Consider the following 13,580-nt stretch of genomic DNA (forward strand, 5'->3'; position numbering starts at 1 on the left):
GGAGCAACCATGTCCCAGCCAGCAAATACCCGTATCGTTTTGGCCTCACGCCCGGAAGGCCACGTGAAAACAGACAATTTCCGGGTGGAACAGGCAGGAATCCCGATTCCCGGTGACGGAGAGATACTGCTCAAAATTCTTTACCTTTCGCTCGACCCCTATATGCGTGGCCGCATGGATGATGCGAAATCCTATGCCGCACCGGTCGCCATCAATGGCGTGATGGAAGGCGGCACGGTTGCGGAAGTCATTGAAAGCAGGAACTCTGCCTATCCCATCGGCGACATCGTGCTCTCGCATTCCGGCTGGCAAAGTTATGCACTGTCTGATGGCAGCGGCTTGCGCAAACTCGATCCCAAAATCGCACCGCTTTCAACAGCTGTCGGTGTTCTCGGCATGCCGGGCTTCACCGCATATACGGGTCTTCTCACAATCGGCCAGCCGAAACCCGGTGAAACTGTCGTTGTCGCAGCTGCCAGCGGCCCTGTAGGCTCCGCAGTCGGTCAGATCGCAAGGATAAAAGGCGCCAAGGCCGTAGGAATCGCTGGCGGGCAGGACAAATGCGCTTTCATCAAGAATGAACTCGGATTCGATGCAGCTATTGACCATCGCGCACCGGATTTTGCTGAACAGTTGAAACAGGCTTGTCCTGACGGCATTGACGTCTATTTCGAGAATGTCGGCGGCGCTGTCTGGGACGCCGTCTTTCCGCTGCTCAACACATATGCGCGAGTACCCGTCTGCGGGCTGATCGCGCAATATGATGGCCTCGACACATCCGGCAAGGACCGTTTGCCCTATGTCATGCGGGATGTACTGAAAAAGAGCCTGCTGATACGCGGCTTTATTCAACGCGAATTCGTGGATCAGCGCCCTGCCTTTGCGGAGGCCATGGCAGGATGGCTCCGAAGCGGCGAAGTCAAATATCGCGAGGACATCATTGACGGCCTTGCCAATGCCCCGGAAGCCTTCATGGGGCTGCTTCAGGGACATAATTTCGGAAAACTGGTTATCCGTGTGGCATGATTGCCAAATGATACGCGTCGCGAATGCTTGCCGGGACTGGCAATTCGTCACCTTTTCAGCCATATAGGCGCGATAGACACCAATCCGATGCAGGAACTTGACGGCATGACAACGCGCGCACCCTTCGCGAAGATGAACGGGCTCGGTAACGAAATCATCGTTGCCGACATGCGCGGTCGTGCGGACAGGATTACCCCGGAGGCGGCGATTGCACTTGATCGCGATCCAGCAACCAAGTTCGATCAGATCATGGCGATCCATTCACCCCGCAATGATGGCACAGACGCCTATGTCGAGATCATCAATTCGGATGGCAGTCAGGCCCAGACCTGCGGCAATGGCATGCGCTGTGTCGTGCAGGCTCTCAGCGCCCAATCGGGCAAGCGTGAATTTACCTTCGAGACAATCGCGGGAATTCTGACAGCCAACGAGCATCCCGACGGACAGATATCAGTCGACATGGGCAAGCCGCATTTCGACTGGCAGGAAATACCGCTTTCCGAACCTTTCCACGATACGCGAAAGATCGAATTGCAGATCGGACCGATAGACGCGCCGGTTCTGCATTCTCCTTCTGTTGTCAGCATGGGCAATCCCCACGCGATTTTCTGGGTTGAGCAGGATGTTTGGACCTATGATCTGGAGCGTTTCGGGCCAATGCTCGAAAACCATCCCATGTTTCCGGAACGGGCCAATATTTCTATCGCACATGTTACCAGCCGCAATGCGATCACGCTGCGGACATGGGAACGTGGTGCAGGACTAACCCGCGCCTGCGGTTCTGCTGCATGCGCGGCAGGTGTGTCTGCTGCACGTACAGGCAGGACGGAGCGGGCTGTAACGGTCACAGTTCCTGGTGGTCCGCTGATCATCGAGTGGCTGGAAGACGATCATGTATTGATGACCGGACCTGCCGAGTGGGAATTTTCCGGTAATCTCGATCCTAAAAACGGAAGCTGGACACGCGACGAAGACGCACAGGGAGCGGCCTGATGGCTGTGGACGTCGTCACCTTCGGCTGCCGCCTCAACACCTATGAATCCGAGGTGATGAAGCGTGAGGCTGATGCCGCCGGTCTTGGCACGCTGGAAAATGGCGCGATCATTTTCAACACCTGCGCTGTAACCAGCGAAGCTGTGAGGCAGGCGCGGCAGGCAATCCGCAAAGCGCGGCGCGATAATCCCGAAGCGCGCATTATTGTGACTGGTTGTGCTGCCCAGACAGGTGCAGATGATTTCGCTGCCATGGACGAGGTGGACCTCGTTCTGGGTAATGAGGAAAAACTCAAATCCAATTCCTACCGCATGCTGCCGGATTTCGGCGTCAACCAGTTTGAAAAGGTTCGCGTCAACGATATTATGGAAGTGCGCGAAACCGCATCGCACATGGTTGATGCCATTGAAGGACGTGCGCGGGCTTTCGTGCAGGTGCAGAACGGTTGCGACCATCGCTGCACTTTCTGTATCATCCCCTATGGCCGCGGTAACTCCCGTTCTGTCCCGATGGGCGGCGTTGTGGAGCAGGTCAAGCGGCTTGTCGGCAATGGGTATCACGAGGTGGTTCTGACTGGTGTCGACATGACCAGCTATGGTCCGGATCTTCCCGGTAATCTGCGGCTCGGCAAACTCGTCAAAACGGTACTCAAGGAAGTGCCGGACCTGCAACGCTTGCGGCTCTCATCCATTGACTCCATTGAGGCCGACGAGGATTTGATGGAGGCTCTGGCTACGGAGAGCCGCTTGATGCCGCATCTGCATCTCTCGCTTCAATCCGGCGACAACATGATCCTGAAGCGCATGAAGCGCCGCCACTCCCGCGAAAACTCGATCGAGTTCTGCGAAACTGTGCGGAGTATCCGTCCCGACATCGTATTCGGTGCCGATATTATTGCCGGGTTTCCGACCGAAACCGACGAAATGTTTGAGAATTCGATACGCATTGTCGAAGAATGCGGCCTGACAAACCTTCATGTTTTTCCGTTCAGTCCGCGTGACGGAACGCCTGCTGCGCGCATGCCACAAATGAACCGCAAAATTATCAAGGATCGTGCTGCCCGGCTAAGATCTGCTGGTGATGCAGCCTATGAAAGTCACTTGCGCGACCTCGTCGGCACGCGCCAGAAAATTCTCATCGAGCGCGACGGTATTGGCCGCACGGAAGGCTTCACGCTCGTTGGCGTCGATGCCGGTGCGGCAGGAACGATCATTGAACGCAACATAACAGGGCATGACGGTGATAAACTGTTGGCCAACGCCAGTGATAATGGCAGCAATCGCCACGCGGCATAAAAAGTAAAGCAGCATTCATGGCTCTGGGTTTTATCAAGAAGATATTTTCGTTCGGCAAGAAGGAGGTCCAGGAGACCCCTGCCGATGTGCCTCTGATCGAGGTGGAAAAGCCCGAAACGGTCGAGCAGACCTATGAAGATACTACTGCACAGGAGACCTTGCCTGCTGCGGAAGAAGCTTTCAAAGCAGAGCCTGCTCCACAGGCTGAACCGGAAGTGGTTGCTGATGAACCTGCTCCCGAACCTGAAATCCTGCCGGAGCCAGAGCCGGAAATTATTCCGCAGGTAAATCTCGAACCAACGGAGCCTCTTGAGCAAGCGATAATCGAGACGCTTGCACCCGTCGAAGTAGAAGCGCCCGAAGAAGAACAATTCGAACCTGTTGTAGCACCTGAACCGAAACCGGAGCCCCAACCCGAGCCTGTAGCCGCACCAACACCCGAACCTGCTCCGGAATCCGTGATCAGTCCTGAGGCGGAGCCTGTGGCAGAAATACCGGTCGTTGTTACTCCGGCAGAACCTGTTGAGGCACCCAAGCCTGTCGCGAAAAAGGTCACCGTTTCCAAAACTGTCGAGGAAAAGCAGGACGAGGAACCGCAACCCGTAGAGCCGGAAAAGCGCATCAGCTGGTTTGAACGGCTTCGCAAAGGTCTGTCACGTTCCTCGCAGCAGCTTGGCGACTCCATTGGTGGCATATTTACACGCCGCAAACTTGATGAAGACACGCTGCAGGATCTCGAAGATGTTCTGATCCAAGCGGATCTTGGCATGGAAACCGCAATCCGTATAACGGGTGTCCTGAGTGCTACGCGTTATGGCAAGGACATCAGCACTGACGAGGTGCGCAACATCATGGCAACGGAGATCGAGAAAGTGCTCGGGCCAGTTGCAAAGCCGCTGGAACTTGACCTCTCACATAAACCGCACGTCATCCTCGTTGTCGGTGTCAATGGTACCGGCAAGACCACGACAATCGGCAAGCTGGCCGCTAAACTCACCGCTGGTGGATTGAATGTCATGCTCGCAGCAGGTGACACATTCCGCGCCGCCGCTATCGAACAGCTGCACATATGGGGCAAGCGCACAGGTGCACCTGTCGTTTCCAGCAAGCTTGGTGCCGATGCAGCAGGGCTGGCCTTTGACGCCTGGAAACAGGCCAAGGAAGCAGGAAGCGATGTATTGATCATCGATACTGCTGGTCGCCTGCAAAACCGGGCAGAGCTTATGGAAGAATTGGCGAAGATTGTGCGCGTTCTTGGCAAGCACGACCCGGAAGCGCCGCACACTGTTTTGCAGACACTTGATGCGACGACCGGCCAGAATGCGCTTAATCAGGTCGAGATTTTCAGAAATATTGCCGGTGTCAACGGCTTGGTCATGACCAAACTCGACGGCACGGCACGCGGCGGCATTCTTGTTGCCATCTCGGCAAAGCATAAATTGCCGGTCTATTTTATTGGCGTAGGCGAACAGGTCGATGACCTTGAGCCATTCGCGGCAAGCGATTTTGCCAAGGCCATTGCTGGAGTTGCATAATGAACGAACCGATATTTGAACGCGATCCGTCCGATCCTGCTCACAAGCAGATCAACCCATTGCTCAAACTGGCGCTGGAAATGGGTCCGTTGATGGTCTTCTTCTTTGCCAATGCAAAGGGCGACTGGCTTCTGGAACGTTTTCCTGCGCTGGGAAATATAGGCGAGCCGATCTTCATTGCGACCGCCCTTTTCATGGCTGCGACTTTCGTTGCACTGGGCGTATCCTGGGTGCTTACCCGCAGCTTGCCGATCATGCCGCTTATTTCCGGCATCGTTGTGCTCATCTTTGGCGCGCTGACGCTTTGGCTGCACAATGAAACCTTCATCAAAATGAAGCCAACAATCGTCAATGCTCTGTTCGGCGTGATTCTGCTTGGCGGGCTTTATTTCGGCAAAGCACTTCTGGGCTATGTGTTCGACAGTGCTTTCAAGCTCAATGCTGAAGGTTGGCGCAAGCTGACTTTGCGTTGGGGAGTTTTCTTCCTGTTCCTCGCCGTGTTGAACGAAGTCGTCTGGCGCAGTTTTTCGACGGATTTCTGGGTTGCATTCAAGGTCTGGGGCACAATGCCAATCACCTTGCTTTTCACTTTCGCGCAAATGCCGCTAATCATGAAATATTCTGCAGAACCATTAAATGGTGAAAAGGCAGCCAACAAGAAAACATAACGCTGGAAACGGTCACAATTTCCGCCTGATCGCGACGAAATCCCGCCGCGATCAAAGCTCAAGAGTTGGTAATTATCAACGATTCTTGAGAAAGCCATCCTCCATGAAAACCGCCCTCATCGTAATGACCCTGATGGGTTGCGACTGCGATGCCAAAGTCTGCGAGTACATCAAGACAGCGGATACGGGCTGGAGCACCATGGAGACTTGCCGTGCCGATCTTGAGGCACAGATTCGAAAAACCGGAAAAGTCGACTATCCCCTGATTACGGCTACCTGTTCTTCAAGATCACAGTCCGGATCAGCAATCGCCAGTCAATCGTTCAAAGTTCCCTCTCCCGCGATCAACCGCCCAATCGAAACCATTGCGATGGGAACATCTATTGAAGCAGCGGTGCATGTTGAAAAGCGGTCTTTAGGCTACAGACTGATCACCGGACCCTTCAATCATGCCGTTGAAGGCACAACAACAGCCGCGAACCGCGCTGCTGGTTGGGTAAGGCATTACGCGTCGCTCTAATTTGACTTCAGCGCTGCTTCAATTGCTGGCATCAGGTCGTTGCGGATCGTTTCCTCGGAGAACGGCCCCACATGCTTGTAAGCTATGATGCCATCGCGCCCTATCAGGAATGTTTCCGGTACACCATAAACGCCCCACTCAATGGCCCCACGACCATTGAGATCAGCACCAACGGCTGCGTAGGGATTACCAAGATCGCCAAGAAAGCTGACAGCGTTTTCAGGCTTGTCCTTGTAGTTGAGGCCGGTAAGCACAAATCGCCTGTCTTGTGAAAGCTTCATCAGGAGCGGATGCTCAACACGGCATGGCACGCACCACGAGCCGAATATATTGACGAGCGTCACTTGGCCTTTGAACTTTGCCGGATCTAGACCGGGAACAGGCGTGCCGTCTTTTACAAGTCCTGTAACAGCCGGAAGCATAACATTCGGTGCTGGCTTGCCGATCAACGCTGAAGGAATGACCGATTCATCGCGGCCTGAGGCGAGTTGCAGTGCAAAAATCAGCGCAAGTATCGAGAACAGGATGAACGGCAGGAAAACAAGGGCAGGATGGCGCTTGCGGCGCGTACCTTGCTGAACTTCTTCACTCAAGACGCACCATCCGTATCAGCAGCAGAACGGCGCCGCACGCCCCGCGCCTCAAGATCGCGAAGAGCATTACGCTGGCTGCGCTGATCGAAAAAAATCCACCCGATCAAGCCCGTCAAAGCGACGGCTGCCGAAAGATATGAGGCAAGGACGAAAGCTGTGTGGCTGCTCATTAGCCTACCTTTCTTTCTGCACTACGCGCTGCAATACGTCGCATCGCAGTAACACGCCGACGCCAGATTTCATTGCGCATGGCCATGATGTGCAGAGTAAAGAACAGCAGTGTGAAGCCGATCGCCATGATCAATAGCGGCCAGAGATAGGACGAATCCAAAGTAGACCCACCCATGCGGATTACAGACGCCGGCTGATGCAAAGTATTCCACCAATCGACAGAAAACTTGATGATCGGGATATTGACGAATCCGACAAGCGTGAGGATGGCTGTCACTTTTGCAGACTTGGCCGGATCACCCATGGCACGCGTCAGCGCGATAACACCCAGATACATGAGAAAAAGCACAAACACTGACGTCAGGCGCGCATCCCAAACCCACCATGTTCCCCACATGGGCTTGCCCCAGAGAGAACCGGTGATCAACGCAAGTGCCGTAAACACGGCACCGATGGGTGCAGCCGCCTTTGCCGCAACATCAGCAAGAGGGTGACGCCAGACCAGCGTTCCAAGTGCAGCAATCGACATCACCGTGTAACACATCATGGAGAGCCAGGCGAAAGGCACATGGATGAACATGATCTTGACAGTTGAGCCCTGCTGGTAATCATCCGGAGCTGTCATCGACATCCAGAATCCTATTGCAAGCGTGATCAATGTTATTCCGCCCAACCATGGCAGCACGCTACCTGCAAGATTCAAAAATCTTGTCGGATTGGCCAGATCGATCCACCGCCCGGATTTGGATGCCACATTACTCATAAAAGTCTCTTAGCTTTTCGAATTTGGTAGTGCAATTCATCAGCCTGTCAGTCGGTCGAGGATTTAAGGGCCGCTGCAGCTGCCCAAGGACCCAAAACCGAAAAGAACAATGTAATTGCACCCAGAATAAGGAAAGGTGCCAGAAAGGGGGCTGGGTCTTCAATTGCGCCATAGGACGCAGATACACCAAAAATCAGGACTGGTATCGTCAAGGGCAGTACAATGACAGAAACGAGCAGCCCGCCGCGCGGCAGGGAAACCGCAACGGCCGCACCAACCGCACCAATCAGCGTTATCGCCGGAGTGCCAACAAGCAGAGTTAGAGTTGTCGCTGCAATCGCTACAGGCTCCATGTTCATGAACAGTCCCAGCAAAGGCGCTGCGACCACCAGCGGCAGCACGCTCACCGTCCAATGTGCGAGGCACTTGACCAGTACGGTCAGTGTCAGCATGTGGCGATCGGATGCCATGATGAGAATATCGAGCGAACCATCATCCCTATCCGCTTGAAAGAGGCGGTCAAGACCGAGCAGCGTGGCAAGCAGAGCCCCGATCCACAGCATGGCAGCGCCAATGCGCGCCAAAAGCTTCAGATCAGGCCCGACACCGAAAGGCACAACTGCAATGACCGCCAGAAAGAAGAGTATCCCGACCAGCGCACCACCCCCGGCACGCAAACCCAATCTGGCGTCGCGGATGAACAATGCGCCCATCAGACAAATGCCCCGAGTGTCAGTTCTCTCGAATGAGGCAGGCCAAGTGGCAGATGTGTTGCCGCCATGACGATGCCGCCATCGGCAAGATGCGCCTGCATAAACTCGGAAAATTGCGCTTCGGAGTCCTTGTCCAGCCCTGCTGTAGGTTCGTCGAGCAACCAGACCGGGCGGTCACTGACCAAGAGGCGCGCAATGCTGGCCCGACGCTTTTGTCCGGTGGACAGATATCCGAATGGAAGATGCCCGATATCGGCCAATCCGACCATTTCCAAAGCATGTAAAACCGTTCGCTTGCCAATTCCGCAAAAGGACTGCCAGAAGTGAAGGTTCTCCTCCAGCGTAAGAGCCGGTTTCATCGCATTGAGATGTCCGAGAAAATGCGAGGCAGAACCCAGACTGTCATACTCAGCGGATTTGCCCTCAAGGTGAAGAGCGCCCTCTGCCGGACGCAAAAGTCCTGCAGCGATTCGAAGAAGCGTCGATTTCCCGATACCATTCGGTCCGGTGACAAGCAGCGCTTCGCCCGACCTGATGGTAAAGTTGAGCCCGGAAAACAACATTTCCCCACCCCGCTCTCCACTCAACCTTTCGGCGACTAACTGCATGAAAATCCCGCTTTTTCTGGTTCAGATGCGGCCAAATGACCATTTCGCCGCAGTACGCATTTTTGCTCCCAGCCGGTCTGGCACAAATCGCGGAAAAACTCTATATACCAGTCAACCATGCCAGCGGTCGGCGTGGAAACAATTTTGGCCGATCTCAAGCGAATACTTTACCCGGTATTTGCTGCGGGACGGACAGCGGAAATGACTGCACCCGCACCTTAGCGCGTCCTTGAAACGCGGCAAAGGCGTTCGTCCCGGGTTTAGGCCTCAGCATAAGGACGTACGCAAAATGTCTCAGATTGACAGTTTTAAATGCCGTAAAACCCTCACCGTAGGGGATAAGGAATATGTTTATTTCAGTTTGACCGAAGCCGAAAAGAATGGACTGGAAGGGATTTCCGCACTTCCGTTCTCCATGAAAGTTCTCCTCGAAAACCTGCTTCGCTTTGAAGACAACCGCTCGGTTTTCAAGAAAGACATCGAGAGCGTAGCCAAATGGCTCGTTGACCGCGGCGCTGCCGGTGCTGAAATTGCCTATCGCCCTGCCCGCGTTCTCATGCAGGACTTTACCGGCGTTCCCGCAGTGGTGGATCTTGCGGCGATGCGCGATGCGATGGTCAATCTCGGTGGCGACCCTGAAAAGATCAATCCGCTCGTCCCGGTCGATCTGGTCATCGATCACTCGGTTATCGTTGATGAATTTGGCAATCCGCAGGCTTTCAAGCGAAATGTCGATCTCGAATATGAACGTAATGGCGAACGTTACCGCTTCCTGAAATGGGGCCAGCAGGCATTCAAGAATTTTCGCGTTGTGCCACCCGGCACCGGCATTTGCCATCAGGTCAACCTTGAGTACCTCGCGCAAGGCGTCTGGACCAAGGAAGAAGACGGCGTAACCATCGCTTACCCGGACACCTGCGTCGGCACCGATTCGCATACCACCATGGTCAACGGCCTTGGTGTTCTCGGTTGGGGCGTTGGCGGCATCGAAGCCGAAGCTTCCATGCTTGGCCAGCCTGTTTCCATGCTTCTGCCGGAAGTTATCGGCTTCCGCCTGACCGGCAAGGTCAAGGAAGGCGTGACGGCAACCGATCTGGTTCTGACTGTCGTGCAGATGCTGCGCAAGAAGGGTGTCGTCGGCAAGTTCGTCGAATTCTTTGGTCCGGGTCTCGATTCGATGACCCTCGCTGACCGCGCAACCATCGGCAATATGGGTCCGGAATACGGCGCTACATGCGGCTTCTTCCCGATCGATGGCGAAACCATCAACTACATGCACATGTCAGGCCGCGACGAAGATCGTCTGGCATTGGTGGAAGCCTATTCCAAGGCGCAGGGCATGTGGCGTGAAGCAGGTGCTGCCGATCCGGTCTTCACCGATACGCTTGAACTGGACCTCGGCACAGTCGTGCCTTCGATGGCTGGTCCAAAGCGTCCTGAAGGCCGTATTGCGCTGGAAGGTATCGCATCCGGCTTCCGTGAATCCCTGCAGAAGGAATACAAGAAGACCGAACAGCTCGATGCGCGCTATCAGGTCGAGGGCGAAGATTTCGATCTCGGACATGGCGATGTTGCCATTGCTGCTATCACGTCCTGCACCAATACCTCAAATCCGAGCGTCCTGATTGCCGCCGGGCTTCTTGCCCGGAATGCAGCTGCAAAGGGTTTGAAATCCAAGCCTTGGGTCAAGACTTCGCTTGCTCCCGGCTCGCAGGTTGTTGCCGCTTATCTGGAAAGCGCAGGACTACAGGTTGAACTCGACAAGCTTGGCTTCAATCTGGTCGGTTTCGGTTGCACGACATGCATCGGCAACTCCGGTCCGCTGCCTGCACCGATCTCCAAGACCATCAACGACAAGGGCCTGATTGCTGCTGCCGTTCTTTCCGGCAACCGTAACTTCGAAGGCCGCGTGTCGCCAGATGTTCAGGCGAACTATCTTGCATCGCCTCCGCTGGTCGTCGCCTATGCTCTGGCCGGTACCGTTACCAAAGATCTGACCACCGAGCCTCTCGGTGAAGATCAGAACGGCAATCCGGTGTTCCTCAAGGATATCTGGCCTTCCAGCCACGAAATCCAGGAGTTCATCACCAAGAACGTCACCCGCAAGCTGTTTTCGGCGAAGTATGCGGATGTCTTCAAGGGCGATGAGAACTGGCAGAACGTCAAGGTACCGGCTGGCCAGACCTATGCGTGGGACGATAATTCGACCTACGTGCAAAACCCGCCTTATTTTGTCGGCATGGGCAAAACCCCGGGCAAGGTCAATGACATCAAGGGCGCGCGTATCCTTGGACTGTTCGGCGACAAGATCACCACCGATCACATTTCTCCGGCCGGTTCGATCAAGGCAGCTTCACCAGCTGGTCAGTATCTGACAGATCATGGAGTTGCTCCGCTGGATTTCAACCAGTACGGCACACGTCGCGGTAATCACGAAGTCATGATGCGCGGTACGTTTGCCAACATCCGTATCCGCAACCACATGCTTGGTGAGAACGGGCGCGAAGGCGGATACACCATCCATTATCCTACCAAGGAAGAAATGCCGATCTATGACGCGGCAATGGAATATCGCCGCGAGAACGTGCCACTGGTGATTTTTGCCGGTGTGGAATATGGCAATGGCTCATCACGCGACTGGGCAGCAAAGGGTACCAATCTGCTCGGCGTTCGCGCTGTTATCTCCCAGTCTTTCGAGCGTATCCACCGCTCCAACCTTGTAGGCATGGGCATTGTTCCTTTCGTTCTCGAGGAAGGCACAAGCTGGCAGTCACTAGGCCTGAAGGGCGATGAAATCGTCTCCATCGAAGGTCTGGCCACCATCCAGCCACGCCAGAAGACATTTGCGACGGTGACGTTTGCCGATGGTCAGGTGAAGCAGGTTCCTTTGATCTGTCGCATCGACACCATCGATGAACTGGAATACCTGAAGAATGGCGGCATCCTGCAGTACGTTCTGCGCGATCTCGCTGCCTGATTTAGCGGAATTTTGTTAGGATTGAGGGCCGCCGGGCAACTGGCGGCCCTCAATCCTGTAAGGATGTAGCATTCGTGATTGAATTCACCTCAAAGTGACTTCCTCTTGAGCGAACGGACTCCTATCAATCTTCTGGCAACCAATCTGGCACATAAGATTTAGAAATTTTCGGGAAGAAAGCTCGCAACCTTGCTCTCGCGCACCACTTCAAGACTTCTGGCTATCGGCGTGCCTCTAGTGGCAGCGATCGTCTATGTGTTGCCAGTCTGCGCCGAGGATGCGGGAACGAAACCGGAAGGTGTCGTCGAACTTTATACGTCGCAGGGATGCGGATCATGTCCGCCTGCCGATGCCGTCCTTAAAGAATTGGCAACCGAAGGGAAGGTCGTGGCACTGGCATTTCATGTCGACTATTGGGATTATCGCGGTTGGACAGATAATCTTGCCTTGCCGGAAAATACCGAGCGTCAGAACGAGTATCGTAAGGCCCTCAGCCTGAACGGCGTTTACACACCGCAGGTCATTATCAATGGCCGCGAACATGTGAACGGACAGGACGAGACAAAAATCCGCCGGCGCATTGCGGATATGCGCGACACGCCTTCTGGCCTGACAGTGCCGGTCTCAATTGAAAAAGCTGCAAAAAACCGGCTCCTCATCGATATCGGATCTGGCCCTGTGACTACCAATCCGGTTCGCGTGGTCCTTGCCTATTTCAACCGGGAGAGCATCGTCTCTATTCCCGGGGGTGAAAATGTCGGACGGATGGTGAGTTATGCCAACAGCGTTCGGGCCATGGAAACCATCGGCATGTGGGACGGAAACGCACAAAAGATCGAAATTCCAATCAGCGAGCTTGCCAGCAAGAAAGCTTCCGGTTGCGCTGTTTTATTGCAGGAAATGCTGGGCGACGGCAAGCCGGGGCCGATTATCGGCGCTTCAATCATGGCAGCGAAATAACACCCTGCACTAAACAAAAACAGGCCGGATAAATCCGGCCTGAGCTATTGGGGCATGTTGCCAATAGATGAGAACTGTTGGTCTTACCTGAACAATCCGCTTGGGCGGGGGGCTTGGGTAATCGGACTGCCCTGATGAAACCGTCTCTGGCAACACGGGGCGATGTTCAGTTTGAAATCCGGCGGCAATGCGTACAGAAGATGGCGAGAATGTGATGAGCCATCACCATTCACTTCATCTCGTATTTGTTCGTGAGACGATGAAATTACACCGGCGTTTTTATAAAATCTGTGCTGCGAGAAAACTGCAAGCTTGTAAAATTGTCCGGATGGGGCCACTTTATTGTCATCCAGGTGTCACACGACAGATTCAAAGGTGGTTGATTGATGGACAGCAATGCAGGTGGCGAAGATTCGCAGCGTCAGGCGAAACTCATCCCCCTCGTTCGAAACAATGACCTGCCTGTTACCTTTGACCGGCGCGAGTTAAACCAGATTTTGCGGGTTTACGGGTTCATGGTTTCCGCCGGTGAATGGCGCGACTACGCCATCGACCATCTTTCCGACAGGGCAATTTTTTCGGTTTTCCGGCGAACCAGCGAAGTCCCGATGTTCCGCATCGAAAAGAACCCGAAATTATCACGAAAGCAGGGCGTCTACAGCGTGATTGCAGCAAGCGGACTTATCCTCAAGCGTGGTCATGAATTGGACAGGGTCTTGCGCGTCTTCGACAAGACCTTGAGCATCGTTCGAAGCTAA

Annotated in this window: 14 protein-coding genes; 9 read left to right on the plus strand and 5 right to left on the minus strand. The window is 54.5% G+C overall.

From position 1 onward, the window contains the following. Positions 1-9: 9 nt before the first annotated feature. From ABKW30_RS02680 to ABKW30_RS02705, 6 genes are all read left to right on the plus strand, one after another. Positions 10-1,026 (plus strand): NADP-dependent oxidoreductase, encoded by a 1,017-nt coding sequence (locus ABKW30_RS02680; protein WP_348596470.1) that lies wholly within the window; start codon positions 10-12, stop codon positions 1,024-1,026. Positions 1,027-1,131: 105 nt separating this feature from the next. After that, complete coding sequence (dapF, locus tag ABKW30_RS02685; RefSeq protein ID WP_348597582.1) at positions 1,132-2,019, plus strand: diaminopimelate epimerase; 888 nt, start codon at positions 1,132-1,134, stop codon at positions 2,017-2,019. Further along, positions 2,019-3,314: a tRNA (N(6)-L-threonylcarbamoyladenosine(37)-C(2))-methylthiotransferase MtaB gene (gene mtaB / locus ABKW30_RS02690; RefSeq protein WP_348596471.1), complete on the plus strand. Its 1,296-nt coding sequence runs from the start codon at positions 2,019-2,021 to the stop codon at positions 3,312-3,314. The genes dapF and mtaB overlap by 1 nt, the downstream gene beginning before the upstream one ends. Before the next feature lie 17 nt (positions 3,315-3,331). After that, the gene (gene ftsY, locus ABKW30_RS02695; RefSeq protein WP_348596472.1) at positions 3,332-4,849 is read left to right on the plus strand and encodes a signal recognition particle-docking protein FtsY; all 1,518 of its coding nucleotides are present in this window, start codon (positions 3,332-3,334) and stop codon (positions 4,847-4,849) included. Then, a complete protein-coding gene (locus ABKW30_RS02700; RefSeq protein ID WP_348596473.1) occupies positions 4,849-5,517 on the plus strand; it encodes a septation protein A in 669 nt (222 codons plus the stop codon). The genes ftsY and ABKW30_RS02700 overlap by 1 nt, the downstream gene beginning before the upstream one ends. A 103-nt stretch (positions 5,518-5,620) precedes the next feature. Next, positions 5,621-6,037, plus strand: coding sequence for a hypothetical protein (locus ABKW30_RS02705; protein WP_348596474.1), 417 nt, complete (start codon positions 5,621-5,623; stop codon positions 6,035-6,037). On the opposite strand, the gene ABKW30_RS02710 is transcribed toward ABKW30_RS02705, so the two are convergent. The 5 genes from ABKW30_RS02710 to ccmA are packed head-to-tail and all read right to left on the minus strand — an operon-like array spanning position 6,034 to position 8,885. After that, positions 6,034-6,630 (minus strand): DsbE family thiol:disulfide interchange protein, encoded by a 597-nt coding sequence (locus ABKW30_RS02710; protein WP_348596475.1) that lies wholly within the window; start codon positions 6,628-6,630, stop codon positions 6,034-6,036. The genes ABKW30_RS02705 and ABKW30_RS02710 overlap by 4 nt on opposite strands. Then, positions 6,627-6,800 carry a heme exporter protein CcmD gene (gene ccmD / locus ABKW30_RS02715; protein ID WP_348596476.1) on the minus strand — a complete coding sequence of 58 codons (174 nt, stop codon included), beginning with the start codon at positions 6,798-6,800 and terminating at the stop codon, positions 6,627-6,629. Before ccmD ends, ABKW30_RS02710 begins: the two co-directional genes overlap by 4 nt. Then, on the minus strand, positions 6,800-7,564 hold the full coding sequence (locus tag ABKW30_RS02720) for a heme ABC transporter permease (RefSeq protein WP_348596477.1): 765 nt from the start codon (positions 7,562-7,564) through the stop codon (positions 6,800-6,802). The genes ccmD and ABKW30_RS02720 overlap by 1 nt, the downstream gene beginning before the upstream one ends. 47 nt (positions 7,565-7,611) lie before the next feature. After that, positions 7,612-8,277, minus strand: coding sequence for a heme exporter protein CcmB (gene ccmB / locus ABKW30_RS02725; protein WP_348596478.1), 666 nt, complete (start codon positions 8,275-8,277; stop codon positions 7,612-7,614). Next, a complete protein-coding gene (gene ccmA / locus ABKW30_RS02730) occupies positions 8,277-8,885 on the minus strand; it encodes a heme ABC exporter ATP-binding protein CcmA (RefSeq protein ID WP_348596479.1) in 609 nt (202 codons plus the stop codon). Before ccmA ends, ccmB begins: the two co-directional genes overlap by 1 nt. 289 nt (positions 8,886-9,174) lie before the next feature. On the opposite strand from ccmA, the gene acnA reads away from it, so the two are divergent. The 3 genes from acnA (at position 9,175) to ABKW30_RS02745 (ending at position 13,580) form a co-directional block, all read left to right on the plus strand. Further along, positions 9,175-11,862 carry an aconitate hydratase AcnA gene (gene acnA / locus ABKW30_RS02735; protein WP_348596480.1) on the plus strand — a complete coding sequence of 896 codons (2,688 nt, stop codon included), beginning with the start codon at positions 9,175-9,177 and terminating at the stop codon, positions 11,860-11,862. A 189-nt stretch (positions 11,863-12,051) separates the two neighbouring features. Further along, on the plus strand, positions 12,052-12,822 hold the full coding sequence (locus tag ABKW30_RS02740) for a DUF1223 domain-containing protein (protein WP_348596481.1): 771 nt from the start codon (positions 12,052-12,054) through the stop codon (positions 12,820-12,822). A gap of 386 nt (positions 12,823-13,208) precedes the next feature. Further along, positions 13,209-13,580, plus strand: a complete 372-nt coding sequence (locus ABKW30_RS02745) for a DUF2794 domain-containing protein (RefSeq protein WP_348596482.1) — start codon at positions 13,209-13,211, stop codon at positions 13,578-13,580.

The sequence above is a fragment of the Phyllobacterium sp. SB3 genome, from assembly GCF_040009165.1.
GTDB lineage: Bacteria > Pseudomonadota > Alphaproteobacteria > Rhizobiales > Rhizobiaceae > Phyllobacterium.